The sequence below is a fragment of the Spongiibacter sp. genome (assembly GCF_041602295.1).
In the GTDB taxonomy this organism is placed as follows: Bacteria; Pseudomonadota; Gammaproteobacteria; order Pseudomonadales; family Spongiibacteraceae; genus Spongiibacter.
Genome location: NZ_JBFIGO010000007.1, coordinates 55,390 through 75,513 on the forward strand (window position 1 = coordinate 55,390; position 20,124 = coordinate 75,513).

Consider the following 20,124-nt stretch of genomic DNA (forward strand, 5'->3'; position numbering starts at 1 on the left):
GCCGTCGCAGCGTGGCGTATTTCTTTACAGGATATCCCATAGTTTGTTGAAGTCGCTGTCGCCTTCGTCACGCTCTGCGATAACTTGTTCGGTGGGGATTTTTTGTTGGCGTCGCAGATCTTGATAGCTGAACAGCTTGTAGGAATTTGAGCTGTCCCGGATTTCGTCGAGTTTTATTCTCATGACATGACCAGGGCGAACCAGCTCGACAGTTTGACCGGGTGTCAGGCTGGCGACACTGGCGAGCATCACTAGCGGGCCGCTGTCTTTGTCGCCGCCGGGTAGCAGCAGGGCGCGCTGGAATTCATCCACGGCGAGACCTGATTGCACCAGGCGGGCGCTGTAGGCTGTAGCGGCGCTGGCGATGACTTCTACGCCCATTTGATGGCTGTCGTCGCTGCGCATCCAGCGCACTACGGCGATGCGCCAGCTTTCGTAATCGCTGGTTTTTACGCCGATGACTTCGCCGGTGCGGATTCTTGAGGCGACGGTATCTGGCCACTCAATGCGATAGCCGGCGCTGCTGCTGTCCATCAAGCGGGCGCGCAGATACTGGTATTGAGTGTCGACTTTGCTGGTGCCGTTTTGATCTGCGGGCAGGCTGTAGTCGATGTTTTCGACGTCGTTGTTTTCGCCGCGATGAGTGCCCCACTGGGTGTCGCGTTCGGACTTGCGATCGTAATCGCGGCCGTCGCGACTTTTGCCTTGGGCCCAGACATCGCTTTTAGGCTTGTTGTCGGCGGCACTGTAGGGATCGGGGCGCGACGCTGCGTCATCGCCCTCGATTTGGAATTGTTCAAACTCGGCCTGGTTGGCCGCGTAGTAGTGGGTCGGGTTCATGCCCACGGTAATCAGGGCGGCCTCATTGCAGGGCACGCGCTCGGCAGCGCGGGCGGTGGCGGCACTCCAGGCCATACTGAGTTGGCCGAGAATCGCTTCGGGAACTCTGAATTCGGTGCTGAGTTTGCTGTCTGGAATCAGGTTGAGCAAGCTTGCGCTGCCGCCCTGCAGGGCTTTGGTGTCGATGCCCAGCCAGCCCGGCGCCGGCGCTTTAGAGGCCAGTTCGCGGTAGAGCGGCGGCGCGTCTTGATCTGGGTCGAGGAGAAATACGCAGCTCTCCAGGCCCTTGTGGCGAAGCTCCATTTCCTCGGTCCAGTAGCGCAGCCCGAGGAAGACCTGGTCGATATAGCGCTGGGGTAACTGGTAACAGCGACTGCAGGCCAGAATTAACGGCCGCAGATAGGCCTGTTGCAGGGTGCAGCTGCCTTGCTGGCGGTCACTTACCCGCAGTCGGCTCAATTTTTGCGTCTGCACACTGTGGTAAATATGGTGCAGGTTGCGCCAAAAGCGGCGCGGCGGTGTCCGGTAGAGCTGGTAACTGCGCAGTAGCATGCAGCTGTATTCGGTGAGCGCACGGTGCAGGCAGGTGGCCAGCGCGTCTTTGGGTTTGAGCAGTCGCGACTCCACCTCCAGGTTTACAAAGGCCTGGCAGTAACCAAGGGCGAGCAGGGTGTTGAGGGTGTCTGTCAGCTGGACGATTTTTTCTGCTTTTTCGGGTAGTACGATCGGCTTGTTGAGGTAGTGCTGAGAAAGCCCTTTTGTGATGTAGTGCACATGGGGGCGGATCTTCTCGAGGATGTCGAGGCGGTCGCGGCCTTTGCAGCGCACATGGCTGAGTTCGTTCAACGCTTGGTAGAGGCTGCGGGTAGTTTCACCTAGGTTGGCAAGCGGCAGTGTCTCCAGCCACTTGCCGACGGCCGCGGCACTCAGGGGAAATAAGCTGTGTTGGTGCCGGTTAATTTCCGGCAGCGGTACCAGCAGGCTCGGTGTGCTGTTCATGGTATCCCGTTTTTAAATCGCTATACATCACTGGTGTGATGGCTAATAACTGTATGTTTTTACGCGTTTATTTAATATAGCGCAAGAGGCGTTTTGCTGTCGCGCCCGGGTTCTTCACGCACTAGCCGCGGCACTAAATACCCCGGCAGCGTGGCCAGCAGTTGGCGGACAAGTTGCTGTGCCCGCGTGTCGTCGACGTGGAAGTGCCCCGCGCCGGTGACTCTGTCCAGTACGTGCAAATAGTAGGGTAGCACGCCGCAGGCAAATAGTCGGTGGCTCAGTGCAGCCAGGGTGTTTGCATCATCGTTGATGTCGCGCAGCAGTACACTCTGGTTGAGCAGGGTAAATCCCGCGTTTTTTAAGTTTAGCAGTGCCTGGCTACTCTGTGTGTCCAGCTCGTTTGGGTGGTTGGCGTGCACGACGACCACGGTGCTCAGTTGCTTGCGCTGCAGGCTGTCGACCAGTGTTGGCGTAATGCGCGCTGGCAACACGACGGGCATACGGGTGTGTAAGCGCAGGGTGCGCAGCTGGGGGAGTTCGACCAGGCGGTCGACCAGGCGGCTGAGGTAATCATCGGGGAGTGACAGGGGGTCGCCACCACTGAGGATGACCTCGTGAATCTCGGGGTGGGCGGCGATATAGTCCAGCGCGGCTTGCCAGTCCGGTTGCTCCGGCCGGTTGTCGTTGTAGGGAAAGGCGCGGCGAAAGCAATAGCGGCAGTGTACGGCGCAGGCCGGCGTGGTGATCAGCAGCAGGCGGCCGTGATACTTGTGGATAAGGCCTGGCTGGGGGTTGGCAGCCGCCTCTGCCAGTGGGTCATCGCTATATCCCGGTTGGCGTTGCATTTCTTGCGCCTGTGGCAAAATTTGCAGCAGTAGCGGGTCGCGCCAGTCGCCGGGGCGCATTTTGGCGACGAAGGCCTCGGTGACCCGCAGTGGAAAGCTTTGTAGGGCATCGCGAATGTCGGGCTGCTCGTCGGGATCTAGGGCTAGACGCTGCCAGAGCTGTTCGGGTTTGCGGATCATTTCCCGGTATTGCTGTTGCCAATCGGTAGTCTGCCAATGTGTTGCATTAAGAGGTATCATGTCGCCCTTTTAAATTACGCCAAAAACCCAGTCGCTGAGGATAATCATGGCCAGCTATTCTACCAATGAATTCCGCTCCGGATTGAAAGTGATGCTCGACGGCGAGCCCTGTTCAATTCTTGATAATGAATTTGTCAAACCCGGCAAGGGCCAGGCCTTTAACCGAGTGAAACTGCGTAACCTCAATTCTGGTCGTGTGTGGGAACGTACCTTCAAATCGGGTGAGTCGCTCGAAGGTGCTGACGTGATGGATCATGAGATGGAGTATCTCTACAGTGATGGCGAATTTTATCACTTTATGGATCCCAGTAATTACGAGCAGGTGCAGGCCGATGAGAAGGCCGTGGGTGATGCGGTGCAGTGGCTCAAGGAGCAGGACCTGTTTACCGTCACACTCTACAACGGTGCCCCGCTGTCGGTGACGCCGCCAAATTTCGTTGAGCTGGAAATCGTTGAGACGGACCCTGGCCTGAAAGGCGATACTGCCCAGGGCGGTACGAAACCGGCGCGCTTGAGCACTGGCGCGGTGGTAAAAGTGCCGCTGTTTATCACCGAGGGCGAAGTGATTCGCGTCGATACTCGCAGTGGTGAGTACGTTAGCCGAGTGAAAAGCTGAGTTGAGCAACTGGCGCCCTACTGCGTCGCTGGCGGCCCTGGGGCGTCGCGCTGAGTTGTTTGCGGCAATACGCCGCTGGTTTGCCGAGCGCGGGGTGATGGAGGTGGAGACGCCGCTATTGGCCAGTGCGCCGGTGACCGACCCTAATATCGATGCCATTGCCACGGTGAACCCACTGGTCGGCGATCACCCCTGCTATTTGCAAACTTCCCCTGAATTTGCCATGAAGCGCCTGTTGGCGGCGGGCAGCGGTCCTATCTATCAGATCTGCAAGGCCTTTCGGCGCAGCGAGCGCGGTGCTCGCCACAACCCCGAATTCACCATGCTGGAATGGTATCGGCCGGGTATGGCGCTGGAAGTATTGATGGACGAGGTCGCGGCGGTCATCCAGCTCGCCCTTGGCGACCGGCCGGTGCGGCGCTTGAGTTACCGCCAGGCGTTTTTGAACGCTGCGCAGCTCGATCCATTTACCGCCACTGTTGCGCAGTTGCGCGACTGCGCAGCGCGTCAGCTGGAGCTCAGTTTTGACAGCGATGACCGCGACACCTGGTTGCAGTTGCTGATGTCCACGGTAGTAGAGCCATCGCTAGATGCTCACGAAATTACCCTGGTGGACGATTTTCCAGCGACTCAGGCGGCGCTGGCAAAAACCGCTACCGATGTTCAGGGTCGGCTTGTGGCGCGTCGCTTTGAGGCTTTCTGTGGCGGCATGGAGTTGGCTAATGGCTACGACGAATTGTGCGATGCCAGCGAGTTGCTGCGCCGTATGCGCCGCGACCACCAGCAGCGTCGGGCGGCGGGGCAGGAGCTGCCCCCCATTGACCGCCATTTGCTGGCAGCTATGCAGGCCGGCTTGCCGGAGTGCAGCGGCGTGGCGATGGGGCTGGACCGCTTGCTGATGTTGAGCAGTCGCTGCAGCCGGATCGACGAGGTGCTTGCCTTCCCCCTGGAGCGAGCCTGAGTTAACGCCGGCGCGCCAGCGTTTCACCGAGGCGGGTAGGGGTTTGTGCCTCGAACTGCTCCAGCCAGTCAATTTGCTCCTTGCCGAACAGTAAAATCACGGTTGAACCCAGTTTGAAGCGACCCATTTCTGCGCCTTTTTCCAGTGTCGGCGCCGGCTGTTGCTGCTGGTAGTTGTGGGTGGTGATGCGTCGCGGCGGTGGCGCAATCTGCCCCGACCATACGGTTTCGATACCGGCGACAATCATCGCGCCCACCAAGATCATCGCCATAGGGCCCGCCTCGGTATCGAATACGCACACGGCGCGCTCGTTGCGGGCAAACAGGCTGTGTACATTTTCAGCGGTTGTGGTGTTTACCGAGAATAGCTTGCCCGGTACGTAGGTCATGCTGCGCAGGGTGCCGGTAATCGGCATATGCACCCGGTGGTAGTCGCGGGGCGATAGGTAAATAGTTGCAAAGTTGCCGTCGCGAAACTCTTCGGTCAGTGCTTCATCGCCGCCGAGCAGGGCCGCAAGACTGTAGTCCTGTCCTTTCGCCTGAAATATCCGGCCGTCGTGAATACGGCCAAGTTGGCTGATCGCGCCGTCTGCCGGGCAGGCGATGTGCTGGGGCTGGTCGCTGATTGGCCGGGCACCGTCGCGCAAGGCGCGGGTAAAGAAGGCGTTGAAATTGGCGTAGTCTTCCGGGTCGCTGGCCACCGCCTCACTCATGTCTACTTGATAGTGACTGATAAAGCGGCGGATCAATAGGTTCTTTAACCAGGGCGTCCGGCACTCGGCCAGGCGACCCACCAGTCGTGAGAGCAGCTGCTGTGGCAGCAGGTGTTGCAGAATGATAAAAGCAGTGTCCACGTTTAATTCTCTACATCGATTCGCCGGTAAGCGCCGGCGTGCGCATTAAGGTTGGTCGCCCGTGGCGATGGGCGTGTCGTCGTGATTGCCCCATTCGCCCCACGAGCCGTCATAACCTTTGATATGGGGAAAGCCCAGGATCTTCATCAACAGATAGCTGAGTCCCGAGCGGTGATGGGTTTGGCAGTGGGTGATCACCATATGGTCGGGAGTAATGCCCAGCTCGGTGAGGCGGTCGCGCAGTTGTTGCAGATCTTTGAGGCGGTAGTCGCGGTCCTTGTCGATCAGCTCCAGCCAGTCCAGATTGACTGCGCCGGGGATGTGGCCGCCGCGGGCTGCAAGCACTTTTTCACCGCGGTATTCCTCGGGGCTTCGCGCATCCCAGATGGCGAGTTGGCTGTTGCCGAGAAGGTGAACAAAGCCATCCATTTCTGCAATGGGACTGCTGTCGATATGGATATCAATCTCACTTGGCTGCGTCGTTTGTTCGCCGCTGTCGGTGGCATGGCCGCCCGCAAGCCAGGCGTGCAAGCCGCCGTTGAGGTATGAGTAGTTGTGGTGGCCAATGGCATCCAGTGTCCAGATCAGCCGCCCCGCCCAGCCGCCACCCTCATCGTCATAGACAACGACGTGGCTGTTTTCCTGTAGACCGACGCGCGAGAATACTTCGCGCAATTTTTCACTGCGCGGAATTTTCCCTACAGCGGGTTTTTCGCCGCGCTGCAGTTCCGCGGGCGAGATGTGCAGGGCGCCGGGAATGTGGTGGCGCAGGTAATTGTCGCGGCTGCTGGTGTCGAGTATCAGTAGGTTGGCTTGGCCCAGGGCTTTTTCCAGCTCTTCGGCTTCGATCAATAGTGCTAATTCACTCATGGTGTTGCCCCCATTTTTGGCAAATTGTATCAGTTTGTCGCGGGTTTGGGCGATGCTGCGGCGAACCTGTCGCCATGGATTAATTGTCGTTGATACTGTCGATGATTTGCCGGTAACTGGCGAAACGGTTGGCGCTAATGTCGCCGTTTTCGACGGCTGTTAGCAGTGCGCAGCCCGGTTCTTGCTGGTGTTTGCAGTCGCGAAACCGGCAGTAGCCGATAAAGGGGCGAAATTCACGAAAGCCCTGCAGTACCTGTTCGGGCGCCAGGTTCCACAGTGCAAACTCGCGGATGCCCGGGGAGTCGATCAGGCTGCCGCCGCCGGGAAAGTGGTAGAGGCGGGCGGTGGTGGTGGTGTGGCGGCCCTTGGCGGTGGCCTCGGACAGGGCGCCGACGCGACTGTCGGTGCCCGGCAATAGGGCGTTTACTAGTGATGATTTGCCGACGCCGGACTGGCCAACAAAGGCACTGATACGCTTGTCCAGCAGGGCTGTTAACTCGGTGAGGCCGCCGCTGCTGGTGCAGGAGGCGCGAACGGTTTCATAGCCAATGGCACGGTAGCGTTCCACCATATCCAGCAGCGCCCGGTTGCGTTCGGGGTCGATGAGGTCGGCCTTGTTGAGCAGCAAGATTGGAGTGATTTCACTGTGCTCGGCGGCCACCAGATAGCGATCAATCAGATTGGCGTGGGCCAGTGGCTCGGGGGCGATCACAATAACAATGCGATCGATATTGGCGGCCACAGGTTTTAGGCGATTGAAATTATCGGGGCGCGACAGCAGCGACTGCCGGGGTTCGCGTGCAACCACCACGCCTGTCGGGTTGCCGGGTCGCCAGATCACCTGGTCGCCAGTGACCAAACTGTCGATATTGCTGCGCACATGGCAGCGCTGATGCTGACCATCGCTGCCTTCAACGTCTAGTTGCTGGCCGAAATGGCTAACGACGATGCCGGCCTGCTCGTCGCCGAGTTCGCCTTCGCTGAGACTGGCCTCGGTATCGGCGCTGCGGCGCTGCGCTCGCTCGCTGCGTTCGGCCTGTATTTTTTCAATGCGCCAGCGTTGCTGGCGGCTGATTCGGCGTTTACTCATTCCACACCCTGCTTGAACAGCGCTCATCTTAACTGATGAGCTGCTACAATCCAGCCAATTGGGCCCCGATAGGGGGTTTTATGCAGTGCGGAGGCGAATGTATGTCCAAGGAATTGAATTTAATCTGGATTGATTTGGAGATGACCGGGCTGGATACCCAGCAGGACCATATCATTGAGATTGCCACGATTGTCACCGATGCGGAGCTAAATACCCTCGCCGAGGGCCCGGTGCTGGCGATTCATCAAAGCGACGAGGTGCTCGACGCCATGGATGAGTGGAATACCACCCAACATGGTAAATCGGGTCTGACCAAGCGGGTGAAGGAGACCTGCATGACTGCGGCTGAGGCCGAGCGCTTGACGTTGGAGTTCTTGTTCAAGCATGTCGCAGAGGGCGCCTCGCCAATGTGCGGCAACAGCATTTGTCAGGACCGCCGTTTTCTCGCCAGAGAAATGCCGACTTTGGAGCGCTACTTCCATTACCGAAACTTGGATGTCAGTACTATTAAAGAACTTGCTCGACGCTGGCGTCCGGAGTTGATGGAGGGCTTGAAAAAGACGGGCAGTCACTTGGCCATGGATGATATTCGCGACTCCATTGCTGAGCTGCGTTACTACCGCGAGCACTTTTTGAAGGCCTAATCCGCGGCTGCCGGTTTAGCTGCGCAATACTCGCCGTTGTCGGCGGCGATTTAAGTACTTCCCCGTATTACCGCTACAGGGTGCTTGGCGTTCACTGGGCCCAATGCTGCGCACTTTTTGGGCGCTGTGCAATCGTGCAAGTGGGGCGTGAGCGCCGGTGTTGATTACTTGCGCAACTCTAATAATGCGTGGGTATAGCCATGAAAAAACTCCTTCCTCTCGGCTTGATGGCGGCGCTGGCCGCGCCGCTGCAAGCCGAAGTCAGTTACAGCAATCTCTATATTTTTGGCGACAGCTTGTTAGATAGCGGCAATTTCGGTTTTCGCTTCACTAACCGCCTTGGCGACGGCAGTGGCGACTACAGCGTGGGGGATTACGCGCGGATAGCGCCCCAGTATCTCGCAGAAGAGCTGGCGCTGCTCAGCGCTCCCGCGGCGGCGGGGGGCAGCAATTATGCGGTTGGCGGCTATGAAACTGCCGACATCCTCAACGCCATCAATGGCAGTGGTTTAGCGCTGCCCGCTGGCGGCACGGTGGTGCGCCCGGCCTTTCTTAGCGAGACGCCGCGCATCGATCGTCGCGCGCTGGTATTGATGGACGGTGGCGGCAATGATTTTCTTAATGGCACCGCCAATAACCAGGCAACGATTATCAATTCTGCTCGTACCTTGCTGGCGGCCGCCGAGGCGCTGCACGGCGCCGGCGCGAACTTTATTCTTTTTGCCAACCTGCCTGACCTGGGTAAAACCCCGGCCTTGCAGGCACAGGACTTAGGCAGTCCCGGCAGTGCCGCGGCGGCCTCGGCCGGGGCGGCAGGGTTTAATAGTGCCCTGGAGGCCTTTTCGGCCTTTAGCAAAGCGAATCTGGTGCCAGTGGATTTGGCCGGCTTAACGGCCTATGTCGCCGATAATGCGTCGGCATTCGGTTTTGCCTCTGGCGACCTGGGCGGTTTTGATCAGCGCTATATGTGTTTCAGTGATGCCGGCAATGACTGTATCGAGCACCCGGTATTCGGTATCGATGGCAGCAGCCCCAATCCCGATAGGCTGATCTTTAATGACGGCGTGCATCCCACTGGGCAGATGGGTGCCATCACCGGTGACTATTTGATTAGCGTTGTCAGCGGTCCGCAGCAGGCGGGCTTGATTCCCGAGTTGGGCTTGGATGTTGTGCGCAGTCAGCGTCTGGCTACCACGGACCTGCGCCGGCAGCAGCAGGCGGCACCCGGGCAGCAGCGCTGGACGATTAGCGGTGTTGGCCTCGATGCCGAGCGCATGGCAGAGAGCGACAGTCGCAGCCTGCACGTCGGCTTTAGCAGGCCCTTGAGTGAACAGCTGGATTCGGCACTGGTGCTCAGTGTCGGCGATCACGAGTTGGAATCAGCGCGATCCGAATTTGCCGCCACCAGTGTCGGGGTCGGCGGCGTGCTCAGTTATCGCGACGACAACTGGCTGCTGCAGGGGGCCGCGGGTTTGAGCGTGGTGGACTACGATACGCTGGATCGGCAGGTTAAGCTCGGTCCGCAAACCTTGACTGCCAGCGGCAGCACCGAGGGTTTTGGTTGGCATATTGACGGCTTGCTCAGCTATGAATTGCTTGCTGACAGCCGGGCATCGCTGCGCCCGGCGCTGGGTTGGCGCTGGATGAAAGCGGAAGTTGACGCCTACGCGGAATCCGGGGCGGCGATGGCCAATACCCGCTGGGGCGAGCAGCGCCGCGACAGCCAAGTGCTGCGCGCAGGGGTGATGGCCGGGTTGGGGTTGGGTGAATCACTGCGCGGTTTTGCCGAGGTGTTTGCCGCCACCGAGCTGGAAGATCACGACGAGACCATCAGCGGGCGCAATCGCAATCTCGGCTTTGGTGATTACCGTATGCCCTCATATCGCGAAGACGGCGAGGCCTATGTCGAGGGCAGTATTGGTCTCAGTGCGGCCCTCGGGGCATCGGCAATGGCCGCCAGTGTCGAGTTCAGCGACGAAAAAGAGGGCCGTGTGGCGCTAATGCTGAATTACTCGCGACCTTTTTAGGCGGCGCGGCGCGGCTCAGCGCGAGCGCGCCAATACCTCGGCGCGGGACTGCTGCTGAGCCAGCGCCCAGTCAATATGTTCAGCGACCATGGGCTCTGCCAGTGGTCGCTGTTTTTTTAGGCCTGCTAAAATGTCGGCGTGGTAGGGGGCGTTGCCCAGCCCCACGGCCAGGTTGCGCAGCCAGCGCTGATAGCCGATGCGGCGAATCGGGGAGCCGGCGGTGCGATTGAGGAACTGCTCTTCGCTCCACAAAAACAACGACAGCAGGCTGCTGTCGTCGAGCTGGTGGCGGGGGGAAAAATCGGCTTCGCCGCTGATCTGGGCAAATTTATTCCACGGGCAGACCAGTTGGCAGTCGTCACAGCCAAACACCCGGTTGCCCATTGCGCGGCGAAACTCCTCGGGAATGGCGTCTTTGAGTTCAATCGTCAAATAGGAAATGCAGCGCCGCGCGTCGACTTGGTAGGGGGCGACAATCGCCCCGGTCGGGCAGTCGTCAAGACAGGCTCGGCAGCTGCCGCAGTGGCCGGTTTCCTGTGGCGGGTCGACGGGCAGCGGCACGTCGGTGTATATCTCTCCGAGAAAGAACCAAGAGCCGGCGCGGCTGTTGATCAGCATGCTGTTTTTGCCGATCCAGCCGAGACCGGCCTGCTCGGCAAAGCCGCGTTCGAGCACCGGTGCGCTGTCGACAAAGGCGCGATGGTGCTGGCCGGCGTGTTCGCCGAGGCGTTCGGCGAGTTGGGCAAGGCGCTTGCGGATGAGCTTGTGGTAGTCGCGGCCCAGGGCATAGCGCGAAATATAGGCCCGGCTCGGCGTGTTCAGCAGCTGCTGTGCATCGGCGGCGACCGGCTGGTAGTCCATGCGCGCACTGATCACCCGCACCGTGCCGGGTAGCAGGGCGTCGGGGTCGCGGCGCAGAGCCTCGTGGCGGCTCATATACTCCATGTCGCCGTGATAGCCGCGCGCCAACCAGTCGCGGAGTTTATCGGCGTGGGCGGCGTTGCTTGCCGGGCTGATGCCGAGGTGGGCAAAACCGAGTTCGCTGGCCCAACTTTTGAGTTGCTTGGCCAATGCGGCGAGCTCGGTCTCGGTGTGGCGGCTGCTCATTGGCTGTGTGCTCTGTGGATGCGCGCTATCATAGGACTATTCTACACGGCTGGAGTGGCGAAATGGATCCATCAACGCAGGGTGGTGCCGATGCGCTGGCGCTGTATCGCGCCGAGCAGGTTCAAGAGCTGGATCGCCGCGCCATTGCCAGCGGTATTGCCGGCTTCGAGTTGATGGGTCGGGCGGGCATGGCGGCGTTCCGCTGCCTTCAGCAGCACTGGCCGCAGCACTCGCCGATTGAAATTTTTTGCGGCGGCGGCAACAACGGTGGGGATGGCTATGTGGTGGCCGCACTGGCCGCTCAGGCGGGCATGGCTGTGCGGGTCTGGGCGCTCAGTCAGCAATTGCGCGGCGATGCGGCGACCGCCGCTGAACTGGCTCGCGACAGCGGTGTCGATATTCACCCGTGGTCGGGGCAGCAGCCCGCGCCGGCAGCGGTGATTGTCGATGCGCTGCTGGGCAGTGGTTTTCACGGTGCGCTGCGCGATGACTACGCCGCGGCCATTGCGGTGATTAATGCCAGTGCCTGCCCGGTGCTGGCCATCGATCTGCCATCGGGGCTCAGCGGTGACACCGGGATGCACGGCGGCGATGCGGTGCGCGCCAGTCGCACGCTGAGTTTTATCGGCTGGCAGCGGGGCTTGTTTACCGGTGTGGCCGCGCAGTACCGCGGCGATTTGGCGTTGGACCGTCTCGGTTTGGATGCGTCGCTGTACGCCGGCTGCCAGCCTTCGGCCTGGCGTATCGACGCCGCGGCGCGATTGCGTGAATGGGGGCGGCGGCCGCAGGCGGCGCACAAAGGAATGTTTGGCCATGTGTTGGTGGCCGGCGGTGACTACGGTATGGCGGGGGCGGTGATTCTGGCGGCGTCGGCGGCGGCGCGCTGCGGCGCGGGGCTGATTTCCTGCGCCAGCCGCGCCGACCACGTGCCGGCGATTTTGGCGCAGCGCCCGGAGGTGATGGCTCAGCCATTATCAGAGACTGCCGATTTGTCGCCATTTATAGATAGGGCGTCGGTATTGGTTGTTGGCCCGGGCTTGGGGCAGGGTGATTGGGGGCGGCGTATTCTCGATCAGTGCCTGGCCGCCGAGGCGCCGCTGCTAATGGATGCCGACGCCCTCAATTTGCTTGCCGCCGCGCCGCAGGCGTATTTGCAGCGCTGTCTCGAGCAGCCCGGGCGGCTGCGAGTGATGACGCCCCACCCCGGTGAGGCTGCGCGACTGTTGGCGTGCACGGTGGCGGAGCTGCAGGCGGATAGATTCGCGGCCTGCCGAGCCCTGGCGCAGCGCTACCGCGCGGTGGTGTTGTTAAAAGGCGCGGGAACCGTGATTAGCGATGGTGAGGCTTGCTGGGTGAATGAAGGGGGGAACCCCGGCATGGCCAGTGGTGGCATGGGGGATGTGTTGAGCGGTATGATCGCCGCGTTAATCGCCCAGGGTTTGGATGCGGCAGAGGCCTGTTGTCTGGGCGCGGCCTTGCACTGCCGGGCAGCGGATCGCGCTGCCGAGGCAGGACAGCGCGGTTTGTTGGCGATGGATGTGGTGGCGGAGTTGCGCGGTGTCATTAATGACTTATGAAGAACAGTTGGATGATGAGCGGCAGACGGTCGCTGCGGGCGAGCGCCTGGGGCATTGTTTACAGGCGCCGGCGGTAGTGTTTTTGCAAGGGGATTTGGGGGCCGGTAAGACGACGTTTTGCCGCGGGGTGTTACAGGCCTTTAGTTATTTCGGTGCGGTAAAGAGTCCGACTTACACCCTGGTGGAACCCTATGATCTGGCGGAGGTAACGGTATACCACTTCGATCTTTATCGTCTCGGTGACCCAGAGGAGCTGGAATACATGGGGCTGCGCGATTATTTCAGCGAGGACAGTATTTGCTTGATTGAGTGGCCGCAGCGCGGTGCCGGCGTTTTGCCAAGCCCCGATATACAGGTTACCATCGCTCAGCAGGGACACGGCCGCCGCCTCGCACTTAGTGCACACAGCGAGCGCGGTCGCCGGATCATCACGCAGATAAAGGCATTATGAAATTTTCTCACATCGCCGCCCTGTGCTTTGCCACGCTGGTCGCCAATGTCGTTGCGGCGGCCGAGGTGCGCGATGTGCGCTTTTGGCGCGCCCCGGACCACAGCCGGGTGGTCTTCGATCTCAGTGCGCCGGTCAGTCATGAAGTTATTCGTCTTGAGGCGCCCCACCGCTTGGTTGTTGATATTGCCGAGGCGCGCTTCAATGTGACGGCTGCAATCCCTCGTTTTGAAAACAGCCCGATTGTGCGTTTGCGTCACGCCGAAAAACCCGATGGCAAGTTGCGAGTGGTATTTGATCTCAGTGAGGGTGCGCAGGTGCGCAGTTTCTTGCTGCCGGCCAGCGTCGGTCAACGCGATCGCCTGGTGGTGGACTTTCTCGATCAGCCCAGCGGTGCCCAGCCTGCGGTCGTGAAAAGCGTAGAGCAGAGTGCGCAGCGCGATGTGGTGATCGCCATCGATGCCGGTCACGGTGGCGAGGACCCGGGGGCCATTGGTCCGGGGCAGCTGCGCGAAAAAGATGTGGTCTATCGCATCGCCAAAAAATTGCAGGCCAAGTTCCAGAGTAAGCGCGGCTATCGCGTGGTGATGGTGCGCGATGGCGATTACTACGTCGGCTTGGCCAAGCGTCGAGACCTGGCTCGCAAGGCCCAGGCGGACTTCTTTGTCTCTATCCACGCCGACGCGTTCACCCACCCCAGTGCCAATGGCAGTTCGGTTTATGCCCTGTCTAAACGCGGCGCAACCAGTGCCTCGGCGCGTATTTTGGCCAAGCGCGAGAACCAGGCCGACTTGGTGGGTGGTGTGAGCTTGTCTGATAAGGATCAGGTGCTGGCCGGAGTGTTGACCGACTTGTCGATGACCGCGACACTCGATGCCAGCCTCAGTGTTGGCGCCCAGTTGCTCGGTGAAATGGGCAAAATATCGCGCTTGCACAGCAAGCGGGTGGAGCAGGCGGGCTTCGCCGTGTTGAAGTCACCCGATATTCCCTCGCTGCTGGTGGAAACGGGCTTCATCTCCAACCCCGGCGAGGCGCGCAAGCTCAATACCAGCCGCTACCAAAACCAGATGGCGCAGGCGATTTTTGAGGGAATCGACCGCTATTTCCGCGAGAGTCCTCCGCCAGATACGTATTTTGCTGCGGTGAAGCGCGGCGATGTGGCGAAGCCGCTGGGCGCGCGTGAATACGTGATTGCCCGTGGCGACACGCTGTCGGCGATTAGTGCCCGGCACAATATCAGTGTGGCAGAGCTGCAGCGTCATAACGGTCTTTCCGACAGCAGTATCCGCGTTGGCCAAAAAATACAGATACCCCCGAAGTAATGACAAAAATTCGATTGTTAGACCCCCGGTTGGCAAACCAGATTGCCGCCGGCGAGGTGGTGGAGCGTCCCGCCTCGGTGGTGAAAGAACTGGTTGAAAACAGCCTTGATGCGGGGGCGCGACGTGTCGACCTCGAAGTTGAAGAGGGTGGGGTGAAATTGATACGCGTGCGCGATGACGGCAGCGGTATCGGTAAAGACGATTTGGCCTTGGCGCTCAGTCGTCATGCAACCAGTAAAATTGCCGAGCTCAGCGATCTTGAATCGGTGGCCAGTCTCGGTTTTCGCGGTGAGGCCCTGGCCAGTATCAGCTCGGTGTCGCGACTGTGCTTGAGTAGCGCGACCGAGGGCGGCGACAGCGCGTGGGCAGCGCGCTCCGAGGGGCGCGATATGAGTGCGGTGCTGGAGCCGGTGGCACACCCGCGGGGTACCACGGTAGAGGTTCGCGACTTATTTTTTAATACGCCGGCACGGCGCAAATTCCTGCGCACCGAAAAAACAGAATTTGGTCATCTCGATGAGGTCATGAAGCGCCAGGCGCTGGGGCGTTTTGATGTCGGTTTTTCGCTGCGCCACAATGGCCGTGCGGTGCACAGCCTTAAGCCGGCGGACAGTCAGTTGGAACAAGAGCGTCGCCTGGCTGCGGTTTGCGGCCCGGCATTTATGGAAAATGCGCTGTTTATCGACCGTTCGGCCATCGGTTTGCGGCTGTGGGGCTGGGTGGCGCTGCCCGGTTTTTCACGCAGTCAGGCGGATTTGCAGCATTTTTATGTCAATGGCCGCTATATTCGCGATCGTTTAGTGGCGCATGCGGTGCGTCAGGCCTATCGCGATGTGTTGTTTCACGGCCGCCACCCGGCGTTTGTCTTGTATTTGGAGTTGGATCCGGCCTTGGTGGATGTCAATGTGCACCCCACCAAGCACGAGGTGCGCTTTCGCGACGGTCGCAGCGTTCACGACTTTATTTTTAGAACCCTGCACAAAACCTTAGCCGATGTGCGCCCGGAAACGGTGGCGCAGAATGCGGCGCTGACCGCGCCAAGCGAGCCGTTGCGCGATATGCCTCAGCAGCAGGCGGCGATGCCTTTGCGGGACGCCACTTGGCAGTCGCCGGGGGCGGAGTCTGCGCGCCAGCGCCCCGAGCATGTTGGATCGCTATATAGCGATACGGCCACGCAGCGCGTTGCCGAGCAGTTGCCGACCTACCAGCGTCTGCAGGAAGCCTCGTCGGCGGACGACGGCGAGGTGCCGCCCTTGGGATACGCCCTGGCGCAGCTTAAGGGCGTGTATATTTTGGCTGAGAATGCCGAGGGTATGGTGTTGGTGGATATGCACGCCGCCCACGAGCGTATTACCTACGAGCGGATGAAGGCCGCGCGCGCCGGCGAGGGGCTGCGCAGTCAGCCGCTGTTGGTGCCGCAGAGCTTGGCGGTCAGTGAGCGCGAAGCCGATTGTGCCGAACAGCACGCGGCGGTTTTCGCCGAGCTGGGTATGCGCGTGGAGCGCGCGGCGGCGGAATCATTGGTGGTGCGCGAGTTGCCGGTCATTCTTGCCGACAGTCAAGTCGAGCAGTTGGTGCGCGACGTGATCGCGGATTTGCTGGAATATGGCAGCTCTGACCGAATCGCCGCCCACATCAACGAAATATTGTCGACGATGGCCTGTCACGGCTCGGTGCGGGCCAACCGCCGTTTGACCCTCCCCGAAATGAATGGCCTGTTGCGCGATATGGAGGCCACCGAGCGCAGTGGCCAGTGTAATCACGGTCGCCCAACTTGGGTGCAGGTAGGCATGGCCGAACTGGATAAGTGGTTTCTTCGTGGCCGCTGAATCCTTGCCGCCGGCTATCGTGCTGATGGGGCCAACAGCTTCGGGTAAGACCGATTTGGCCATGGCGCTGTGTGACGTTCTGCCCTGCGAGTTGATCAGTGTGGATTCGGCCCTGGTCTATCGGGGGCTGGATATTGGCAGTGCTAAACCCGAGCCAGAATTGTTGGCGCGCTACCCCCATGCGCTGGTCGATATCTGTGAGCCCAGTCAGGCCTATTCGGCGGCGCAATTCCGCCGCGATGCCTTGAGCGAAATGCAGCGCATTCAGCAGGCCGGCCATATCCCGCTGCTGGTGGGGGGCACCATGCTCTATTTTAAGGCGCTGTTGGAAGGCTTGGCGGAGATGCCGCCGGCCGACCCGGCGGTGCGTGCCGAGATTGCCGGGCTGGCCGAGCGCGAAGGCTGGCCGGCGGTGCACGCTGAATTGCAGCGGGTAGACCCCGAATGCGCGGCGGGTATTCACCCCAATCACAGTCAGCGTCTCAGTCGCGCCCTGGAAGTCTACCGTGTCAGTGGTGTGACAATGAGCCAATGGCGGGCGCGTCAGCAGGCCGTGTCGCTGCCCTGGCATTGTCACCAGTTTGCCATCGCGCCGTCTGAGCGCGGCGAGCTGCACCGTCGTATTGAGCTGCGGCTGCGGCAGATGTTTGAGCAGGGCTTTGTTGACGAGGTGCGCGGTTTGATGGCGCGCGGCGACTTACACGAGGAGTTGCCGGCGATGCGCGCGGTGGGCTATCGGCAAGTGTGGCAGCACCTGCGAGGCGATATGGACTTTGATAGCGCCTTCGAGCGGGCGCTGATCGCCAGTCGCCAGCTGGCCAAGCGGCAAATGACCTGGCTGCGTGGCTGGCCCGGCCTGCAATGGTTGGAAACTGGCGCTTGTCGCGAAGATCAACTAAAAACGGTGATAGGGGCTGTCGGCGATGCTATAAGCTCTTGACTTGCGTTATACTGCGCTCTACCCAGGTTGTTCTGCGAACTTGCGCCGCTGCGTGTGGTCAACAGCTCGTGTTTTCGCCGATTTATTTTATTATTCAGCCCGATTTGGGCACCAAGGAGGCTCAGCATGTCAAAAGGGCACAGCTTACAAGACCCTTATTTGAATATTCTTCGCAAGGAGCGTATTCCCGTTTCTATCTACTTGGTAAACGGTATTAAGCTCCAAGGACAGATCGAGTCCTTCGATCAGTTCGTTGTGTTGCTAAAGAATACAGTGAGCCAAATGGTCTATAAGCACGCGATTTCCACTGTTGTGCCGTCCCGCGTTGTTCGTCTGCCCATGGCGCATCCGCCGGAAGACGATGAGCAGGAAGACGCATAATCCGAGGTGTGTTGTTGAGGTTCGTCCTTGCTATTTGAGAGACCCGATTCCGGTGAGCGCGCGGTACTTGTCCACCTGAATTTAGGCAGTGAGGACGAGCGCGAAGACGCCGACGAATTCGTTCAGCTGGTGACTTCTGCGGGCGGTGACCCTGTTGCTTTTGTGTCAGGGCAGCGCCACCACCCCGATCCCCGCCTGTTTGTCGGTTCCGGCAAATTGGAAGAAATTCGCCAAGCCCTGCTCGCCCACGAGGGTGAGCTGGTGCTGTTTAATCACGCCCTGTCGCCCAGCCAAGAGCGCAATATTGAGCAGGAGCTCAAGTGCCGTGTGCTGGATCGCACCGGCTTGATACTCGATATTTTCGCCCAGCGGGCACGTACCCACGAGGGTAAGTTGCAAGTCGAGCTGGCCCAGCTAGAACATATGTCCACGCGCTTGATCCGTGGCTGGACCCACCTCGAGCGCCAAAAAGGCGGTATCGGCCTGCGGGGGCCGGGTGAGACTCAGCTGGAAACGGATCGCCGCTTGTTGCGTGCGCGTATTAAAAGTATCCAGGCGAGACTGGATAAGGTGCGCCGCCAGCGCGAGCAAGCCCGTCGCGCTAGGCGCCGCGCTGACATTCCGGCGGTATCGCTGGTGGGTTACACCAATGCCGGCAAGTCGACATTGTTTAATGTATTGACCTGTTCGGAGGTTTACGCTGCCGACCAGCTGTTTGCCACCCTGGATCCGACCTTGCGACGTATCGCCATAGAGGACGTTGGGCCGGTGGTGCTGGCGGATACGGTGGGCTTTATTCGTCATTTGCCCCATAAGTTGGTGGAGGCATTTCGCGCGACTCTGGAGGAGGCGACCCTGGCAGATCTATTGCTGCATGTGGTTGACTGTGCGGATCCAGAACGCAGCGACAATGTGTATCAGGTTAAGTCGGTGCTTGAAGAGATTGGTGCCGAGGACATTCCCGTATTGGAGGTCTATAACAAGACCGATCTATTGGGTACGCCGCCGCGTATCGAGCGAGATGAACACGGTCGGCCGCTGCGGGTGTGGTTGTCGGCGCAGCGCCAGCAGGGTTTGGAGCTGCTTCGGGAGGCGTTGACGGAGGTGCTCAGTGGCGACTTGGTGGAGACCGAGATTACCTTGAGTGCGGCCCAGGGGCGCTTGCGTGCGCGGCTCTATGAACTCAATGCGATCAAGCGAGAGACCCTGGATGAGTTGGGGAACTTCCGATTGCAGCTGAGGTTGCCAGCGGCGGATTGGCAGCGGTTTTTGGCTGCGGAGTCGCTGTCTGAGGCGGCGCTTACGATGATTGACCGATAATGACTACAGCGTATTCGGGGTGATTAGCAGCGCCCCTTAAATCTGCTAGACTGCCTCTTTAATCAATGACTTGGCCGTCTTTTCTGCCCGCAAACCCCGTCTTGGGGGCGGGCGTTGAATTTTGTAAACAGGAGAAAACTATGGCCTGGAATGAACCGGGTGGTGGTCGCGACAATGATCCCTGGGGTGGCAAGAACCAGGGGCCGCCGGACCTCGACGAAGCACTGAAAAAACTTCAGGAGCGTCTCAATAGCCTGTTTGGTGGCGGCAATGGTGGCGGCCAGGGGGGCAGTGGCGGCGTTACCTTGGGCATGGGCAGTATCGGTGCGCTGGCGCTATTGGCGTTAGCGGTGTGGGCGCTGTTTGGCTTTTATCAGGTCGATCAGCAGGAGCGCGCGGTAGTGCTCCGCCTTGGTGTGTATCAGCAAACTGTGATGCCGGGCCTGCGCTGGGCGCCGCCATTGATCGATGACGTGAATATCATCAATGTCACTAAAGTGAGGGCGGCTGCCAGTCGCGGTCAGATGTTGACCGAGGACGAAAACATCGTCGATATCTCGGTGTCGGTGCAGTACACCGTCTCTGACCCCGCTAACTTCTTGCTCAAGGTTAAGCGCCCCGAGCTGAGCTTGGAGCATGCCCTGGAAAGTGCGCTGCGCCATGTGGTGGGCAGCACCAAGATGGACCAGGTCATTACCGAGGGTCGCGAGCAGGTGGCGGTGGATACGCAAGAGCGTCTGCAAAACTACCTGATTGCCTATCAGAGCGGTATTCAGGTTGCCAAGGTCAATATCGAGGATGCCCAGCCGCCGTCGCAGGTGCAGGACGCTTTCGATGACGTGACCCGCGCCAAGGAAGATCGCGAACGCCTCAAGAATGAGGCCGAAGCCTATGCCAACGGGATTATCCCCGAGGCGCGCGGTGCGGCTCAGCGCCAGCTGGAGGAGGCCCAGGCCTACAAGGAGCAGGTCATCGCTCGCGCCGAGGGTGAGGCCCAGCGCTTTACCGAATTGGTAGCCGAGTACAAAAAGGCACCCAAGGTAACCCGCGAGCGCCTGTATATCGATGCCCTGCAGGAGCTTTACAGCGAGGCAAACAAGGTCATGGTCGATGTCGAGGGCGGTAATAATATGATGTATCTGCCGCTGGATAAGCTGGTGAATCAGCGCAGCGCGGCGCGTCCGACGCGAAACCAGGAGATCGATATGCGCGAGC

18 protein-coding genes are annotated in these 20,124 nt (G+C 60.0%); 12 read left to right on the forward strand and 6 right to left on the reverse strand.

Annotation, left to right across the window (positions count from 1 at the left end; genetic code table 11):
• Positions 1-24: 24 nt before the first annotated feature.
• Complete coding sequence (locus ABYM29_RS02685; RefSeq protein ID WP_372861782.1) at positions 25-1,839, reverse strand: hypothetical protein; 1,815 nt, start codon at positions 1,837-1,839, stop codon at positions 25-27.
• A gap of 71 nt (positions 1,840-1,910) precedes the next feature.
• Positions 1,911-2,924, reverse strand: a complete 1,014-nt coding sequence (epmB, locus tag ABYM29_RS02690; RefSeq protein ID WP_372861784.1) for an EF-P beta-lysylation protein EpmB — start codon at positions 2,922-2,924, stop codon at positions 1,911-1,913.
• Between the two features lie 46 nt (positions 2,925-2,970).
• On the opposite strand from epmB, the gene efp reads away from it, so the two are divergent.
• Positions 2,971-3,540, forward strand: coding sequence for an elongation factor P (efp, locus tag ABYM29_RS02695; protein ID WP_372861787.1), 570 nt, complete (start codon positions 2,971-2,973; stop codon positions 3,538-3,540).
• A 1-nt stretch (position 3,541) separates the two neighbouring features.
• Positions 3,542-4,501 carry an EF-P lysine aminoacylase EpmA gene (epmA, locus tag ABYM29_RS02700; RefSeq protein WP_372861789.1) on the forward strand — a complete coding sequence of 320 codons (960 nt, stop codon included), beginning with the start codon at positions 3,542-3,544 and terminating at the stop codon, positions 4,499-4,501.
• 1 nt (position 4,502) lies between these two features.
• On the opposite strand, the gene asd is transcribed toward epmA, so the two are convergent.
• From asd to rsgA, 3 genes are all read right to left on the reverse strand, one after another.
• Positions 4,503-5,354 carry an archaetidylserine decarboxylase gene (gene asd / locus ABYM29_RS02705; RefSeq protein ID WP_372861792.1) on the reverse strand — a complete coding sequence of 284 codons (852 nt, stop codon included), beginning with the start codon at positions 5,352-5,354 and terminating at the stop codon, positions 4,503-4,505.
• 45 nt (positions 5,355-5,399) lie between these two features.
• The gene (locus ABYM29_RS02710) at positions 5,400-6,224 is read right to left on the reverse strand and encodes a sulfurtransferase (protein ID WP_372861794.1); all 825 of its coding nucleotides are present in this window, start codon (positions 6,222-6,224) and stop codon (positions 5,400-5,402) included.
• A 79-nt stretch (positions 6,225-6,303) separates the two neighbouring features.
• Positions 6,304-7,314: a small ribosomal subunit biogenesis GTPase RsgA gene (rsgA, locus tag ABYM29_RS02715; RefSeq protein ID WP_372861795.1), complete on the reverse strand. Its 1,011-nt coding sequence runs from the start codon at positions 7,312-7,314 to the stop codon at positions 6,304-6,306.
• A 101-nt stretch (positions 7,315-7,415) separates the two neighbouring features.
• Between rsgA and orn the strand changes: the two genes are divergently transcribed.
• Together orn and ABYM29_RS02725 are read left to right on the forward strand one after the other, a co-directional pair.
• Positions 7,416-7,958 (forward strand): oligoribonuclease, encoded by a 543-nt coding sequence (orn, locus tag ABYM29_RS02720; protein WP_372861798.1) that lies wholly within the window; start codon positions 7,416-7,418, stop codon positions 7,956-7,958.
• Positions 7,959-8,158: 200 nt separating this feature from the next.
• Positions 8,159-9,985, forward strand: coding sequence for an autotransporter domain-containing protein (locus ABYM29_RS02725; RefSeq protein WP_372861800.1), 1,827 nt, complete (start codon positions 8,159-8,161; stop codon positions 9,983-9,985).
• Positions 9,986-10,000: 15 nt separating this feature from the next.
• On the opposite strand, the gene queG is transcribed toward ABYM29_RS02725, so the two are convergent.
• Entirely contained in the window at positions 10,001-11,092 is a 1,092-nt protein-coding gene (queG, locus tag ABYM29_RS02730) for a tRNA epoxyqueuosine(34) reductase QueG (protein ID WP_372861802.1), read from the reverse strand.
• A gap of 62 nt (positions 11,093-11,154) precedes the next feature.
• Between queG and ABYM29_RS02735 the strand changes: the two genes are divergently transcribed.
• The 8 genes from ABYM29_RS02735 to hflK form a co-directional block, all read left to right on the forward strand.
• Positions 11,155-12,669 carry an NAD(P)H-hydrate dehydratase gene (locus ABYM29_RS02735; RefSeq protein WP_372861805.1) on the forward strand — a complete coding sequence of 505 codons (1,515 nt, stop codon included), beginning with the start codon at positions 11,155-11,157 and terminating at the stop codon, positions 12,667-12,669.
• Entirely contained in the window at positions 12,659-13,120 is a 462-nt protein-coding gene (tsaE, locus tag ABYM29_RS02740; protein ID WP_372861808.1) for a tRNA (adenosine(37)-N6)-threonylcarbamoyltransferase complex ATPase subunit type 1 TsaE, read from the forward strand. The genes ABYM29_RS02735 and tsaE overlap by 11 nt, the downstream gene beginning before the upstream one ends.
• Positions 13,117-14,439 carry an N-acetylmuramoyl-L-alanine amidase gene (locus tag ABYM29_RS02745; RefSeq protein ID WP_372861811.1) on the forward strand — a complete coding sequence of 441 codons (1,323 nt, stop codon included), beginning with the start codon at positions 13,117-13,119 and terminating at the stop codon, positions 14,437-14,439. The genes tsaE and ABYM29_RS02745 overlap by 4 nt, the downstream gene beginning before the upstream one ends.
• Positions 14,439-16,268, forward strand: coding sequence for a DNA mismatch repair endonuclease MutL (mutL, locus tag ABYM29_RS02750; RefSeq protein ID WP_372861813.1), 1,830 nt, complete (start codon positions 14,439-14,441; stop codon positions 16,266-16,268). Before ABYM29_RS02745 ends, mutL begins: the two co-directional genes overlap by 1 nt.
• Positions 16,269-16,293: 25 nt before the next feature.
• Complete coding sequence (miaA, locus tag ABYM29_RS02755; protein ID WP_372861825.1) at positions 16,294-17,208, forward strand: tRNA (adenosine(37)-N6)-dimethylallyltransferase MiaA; 915 nt, start codon at positions 16,294-16,296, stop codon at positions 17,206-17,208.
• Positions 17,209-17,334: 126 nt separating this feature from the next.
• Positions 17,335-17,589 carry an RNA chaperone Hfq gene (gene hfq / locus ABYM29_RS02760; protein ID WP_372861816.1) on the forward strand — a complete coding sequence of 85 codons (255 nt, stop codon included), beginning with the start codon at positions 17,335-17,337 and terminating at the stop codon, positions 17,587-17,589.
• A gap of 27 nt (positions 17,590-17,616) precedes the next feature.
• Entirely contained in the window at positions 17,617-18,909 is a 1,293-nt protein-coding gene (hflX, locus tag ABYM29_RS02765) for a ribosome rescue GTPase HflX (protein ID WP_372861818.1), read from the forward strand.
• A 140-nt stretch (positions 18,910-19,049) separates the two neighbouring features.
• Positions 19,050-20,124: FtsH protease activity modulator HflK (gene hflK, locus ABYM29_RS02770; protein ID WP_372861821.1), on the forward strand; the 1,075-nt coding region annotated here is incomplete at its 3' end.

Excerpts from the sequence above, each read along its gene's own strand:
- ABYM29_RS02685 (WP_372861782.1), bottom strand. The coding sequence starts at position 1,839 with ATGAACAGCACACCGAGCCTGCTGGTACCGCTGCCGGAAATTAACCGG.
- epmB (WP_372861784.1), bottom strand. The coding sequence starts at position 2,924 with ATGATACCTCTTAATGCAACACATTGGCAGACTACCGATTGGCAACAG.
- efp (WP_372861787.1), top strand. The coding sequence starts at position 2,971 with ATGGCCAGCTATTCTACCAATGAATTCCGCTCCGGATTGAAAGTGATG.
- ABYM29_RS02710 (WP_372861794.1), bottom strand. The coding sequence starts at position 6,224 with ATGAGTGAATTAGCACTATTGATCGAAGCCGAAGAGCTGGAAAAAGCC.
- rsgA (WP_372861795.1), bottom strand. The coding sequence starts at position 7,314 with ATGAGTAAACGCCGAATCAGCCGCCAGCAACGCTGGCGCATTGAAAAA.
- orn (WP_372861798.1), top strand. The coding sequence starts at position 7,416 with ATGTCCAAGGAATTGAATTTAATCTGGATTGATTTGGAGATGACCGGG.
- ABYM29_RS02725 (WP_372861800.1), top strand. The coding sequence starts at position 8,159 with ATGAAAAAACTCCTTCCTCTCGGCTTGATGGCGGCGCTGGCCGCGCCG.
- queG (WP_372861802.1), bottom strand. The coding sequence starts at position 11,092 with ATGAGCAGCCGCCACACCGAGACCGAGCTCGCCGCATTGGCCAAGCAA.
- ABYM29_RS02735 (WP_372861805.1), top strand. The coding sequence starts at position 11,155 with ATGGATCCATCAACGCAGGGTGGTGCCGATGCGCTGGCGCTGTATCGC.
- tsaE (WP_372861808.1), top strand. The coding sequence starts at position 12,659 with ATGACTTATGAAGAACAGTTGGATGATGAGCGGCAGACGGTCGCTGCG.
- ABYM29_RS02745 (WP_372861811.1), top strand. The coding sequence starts at position 13,117 with ATGAAATTTTCTCACATCGCCGCCCTGTGCTTTGCCACGCTGGTCGCC.
- mutL (WP_372861813.1), top strand. The coding sequence starts at position 14,439 with ATGACAAAAATTCGATTGTTAGACCCCCGGTTGGCAAACCAGATTGCC.
- miaA (WP_372861825.1), top strand. The coding sequence starts at position 16,294 with ATGGGGCCAACAGCTTCGGGTAAGACCGATTTGGCCATGGCGCTGTGT.
- hfq (WP_372861816.1), top strand. The coding sequence starts at position 17,335 with ATGTCAAAAGGGCACAGCTTACAAGACCCTTATTTGAATATTCTTCGC.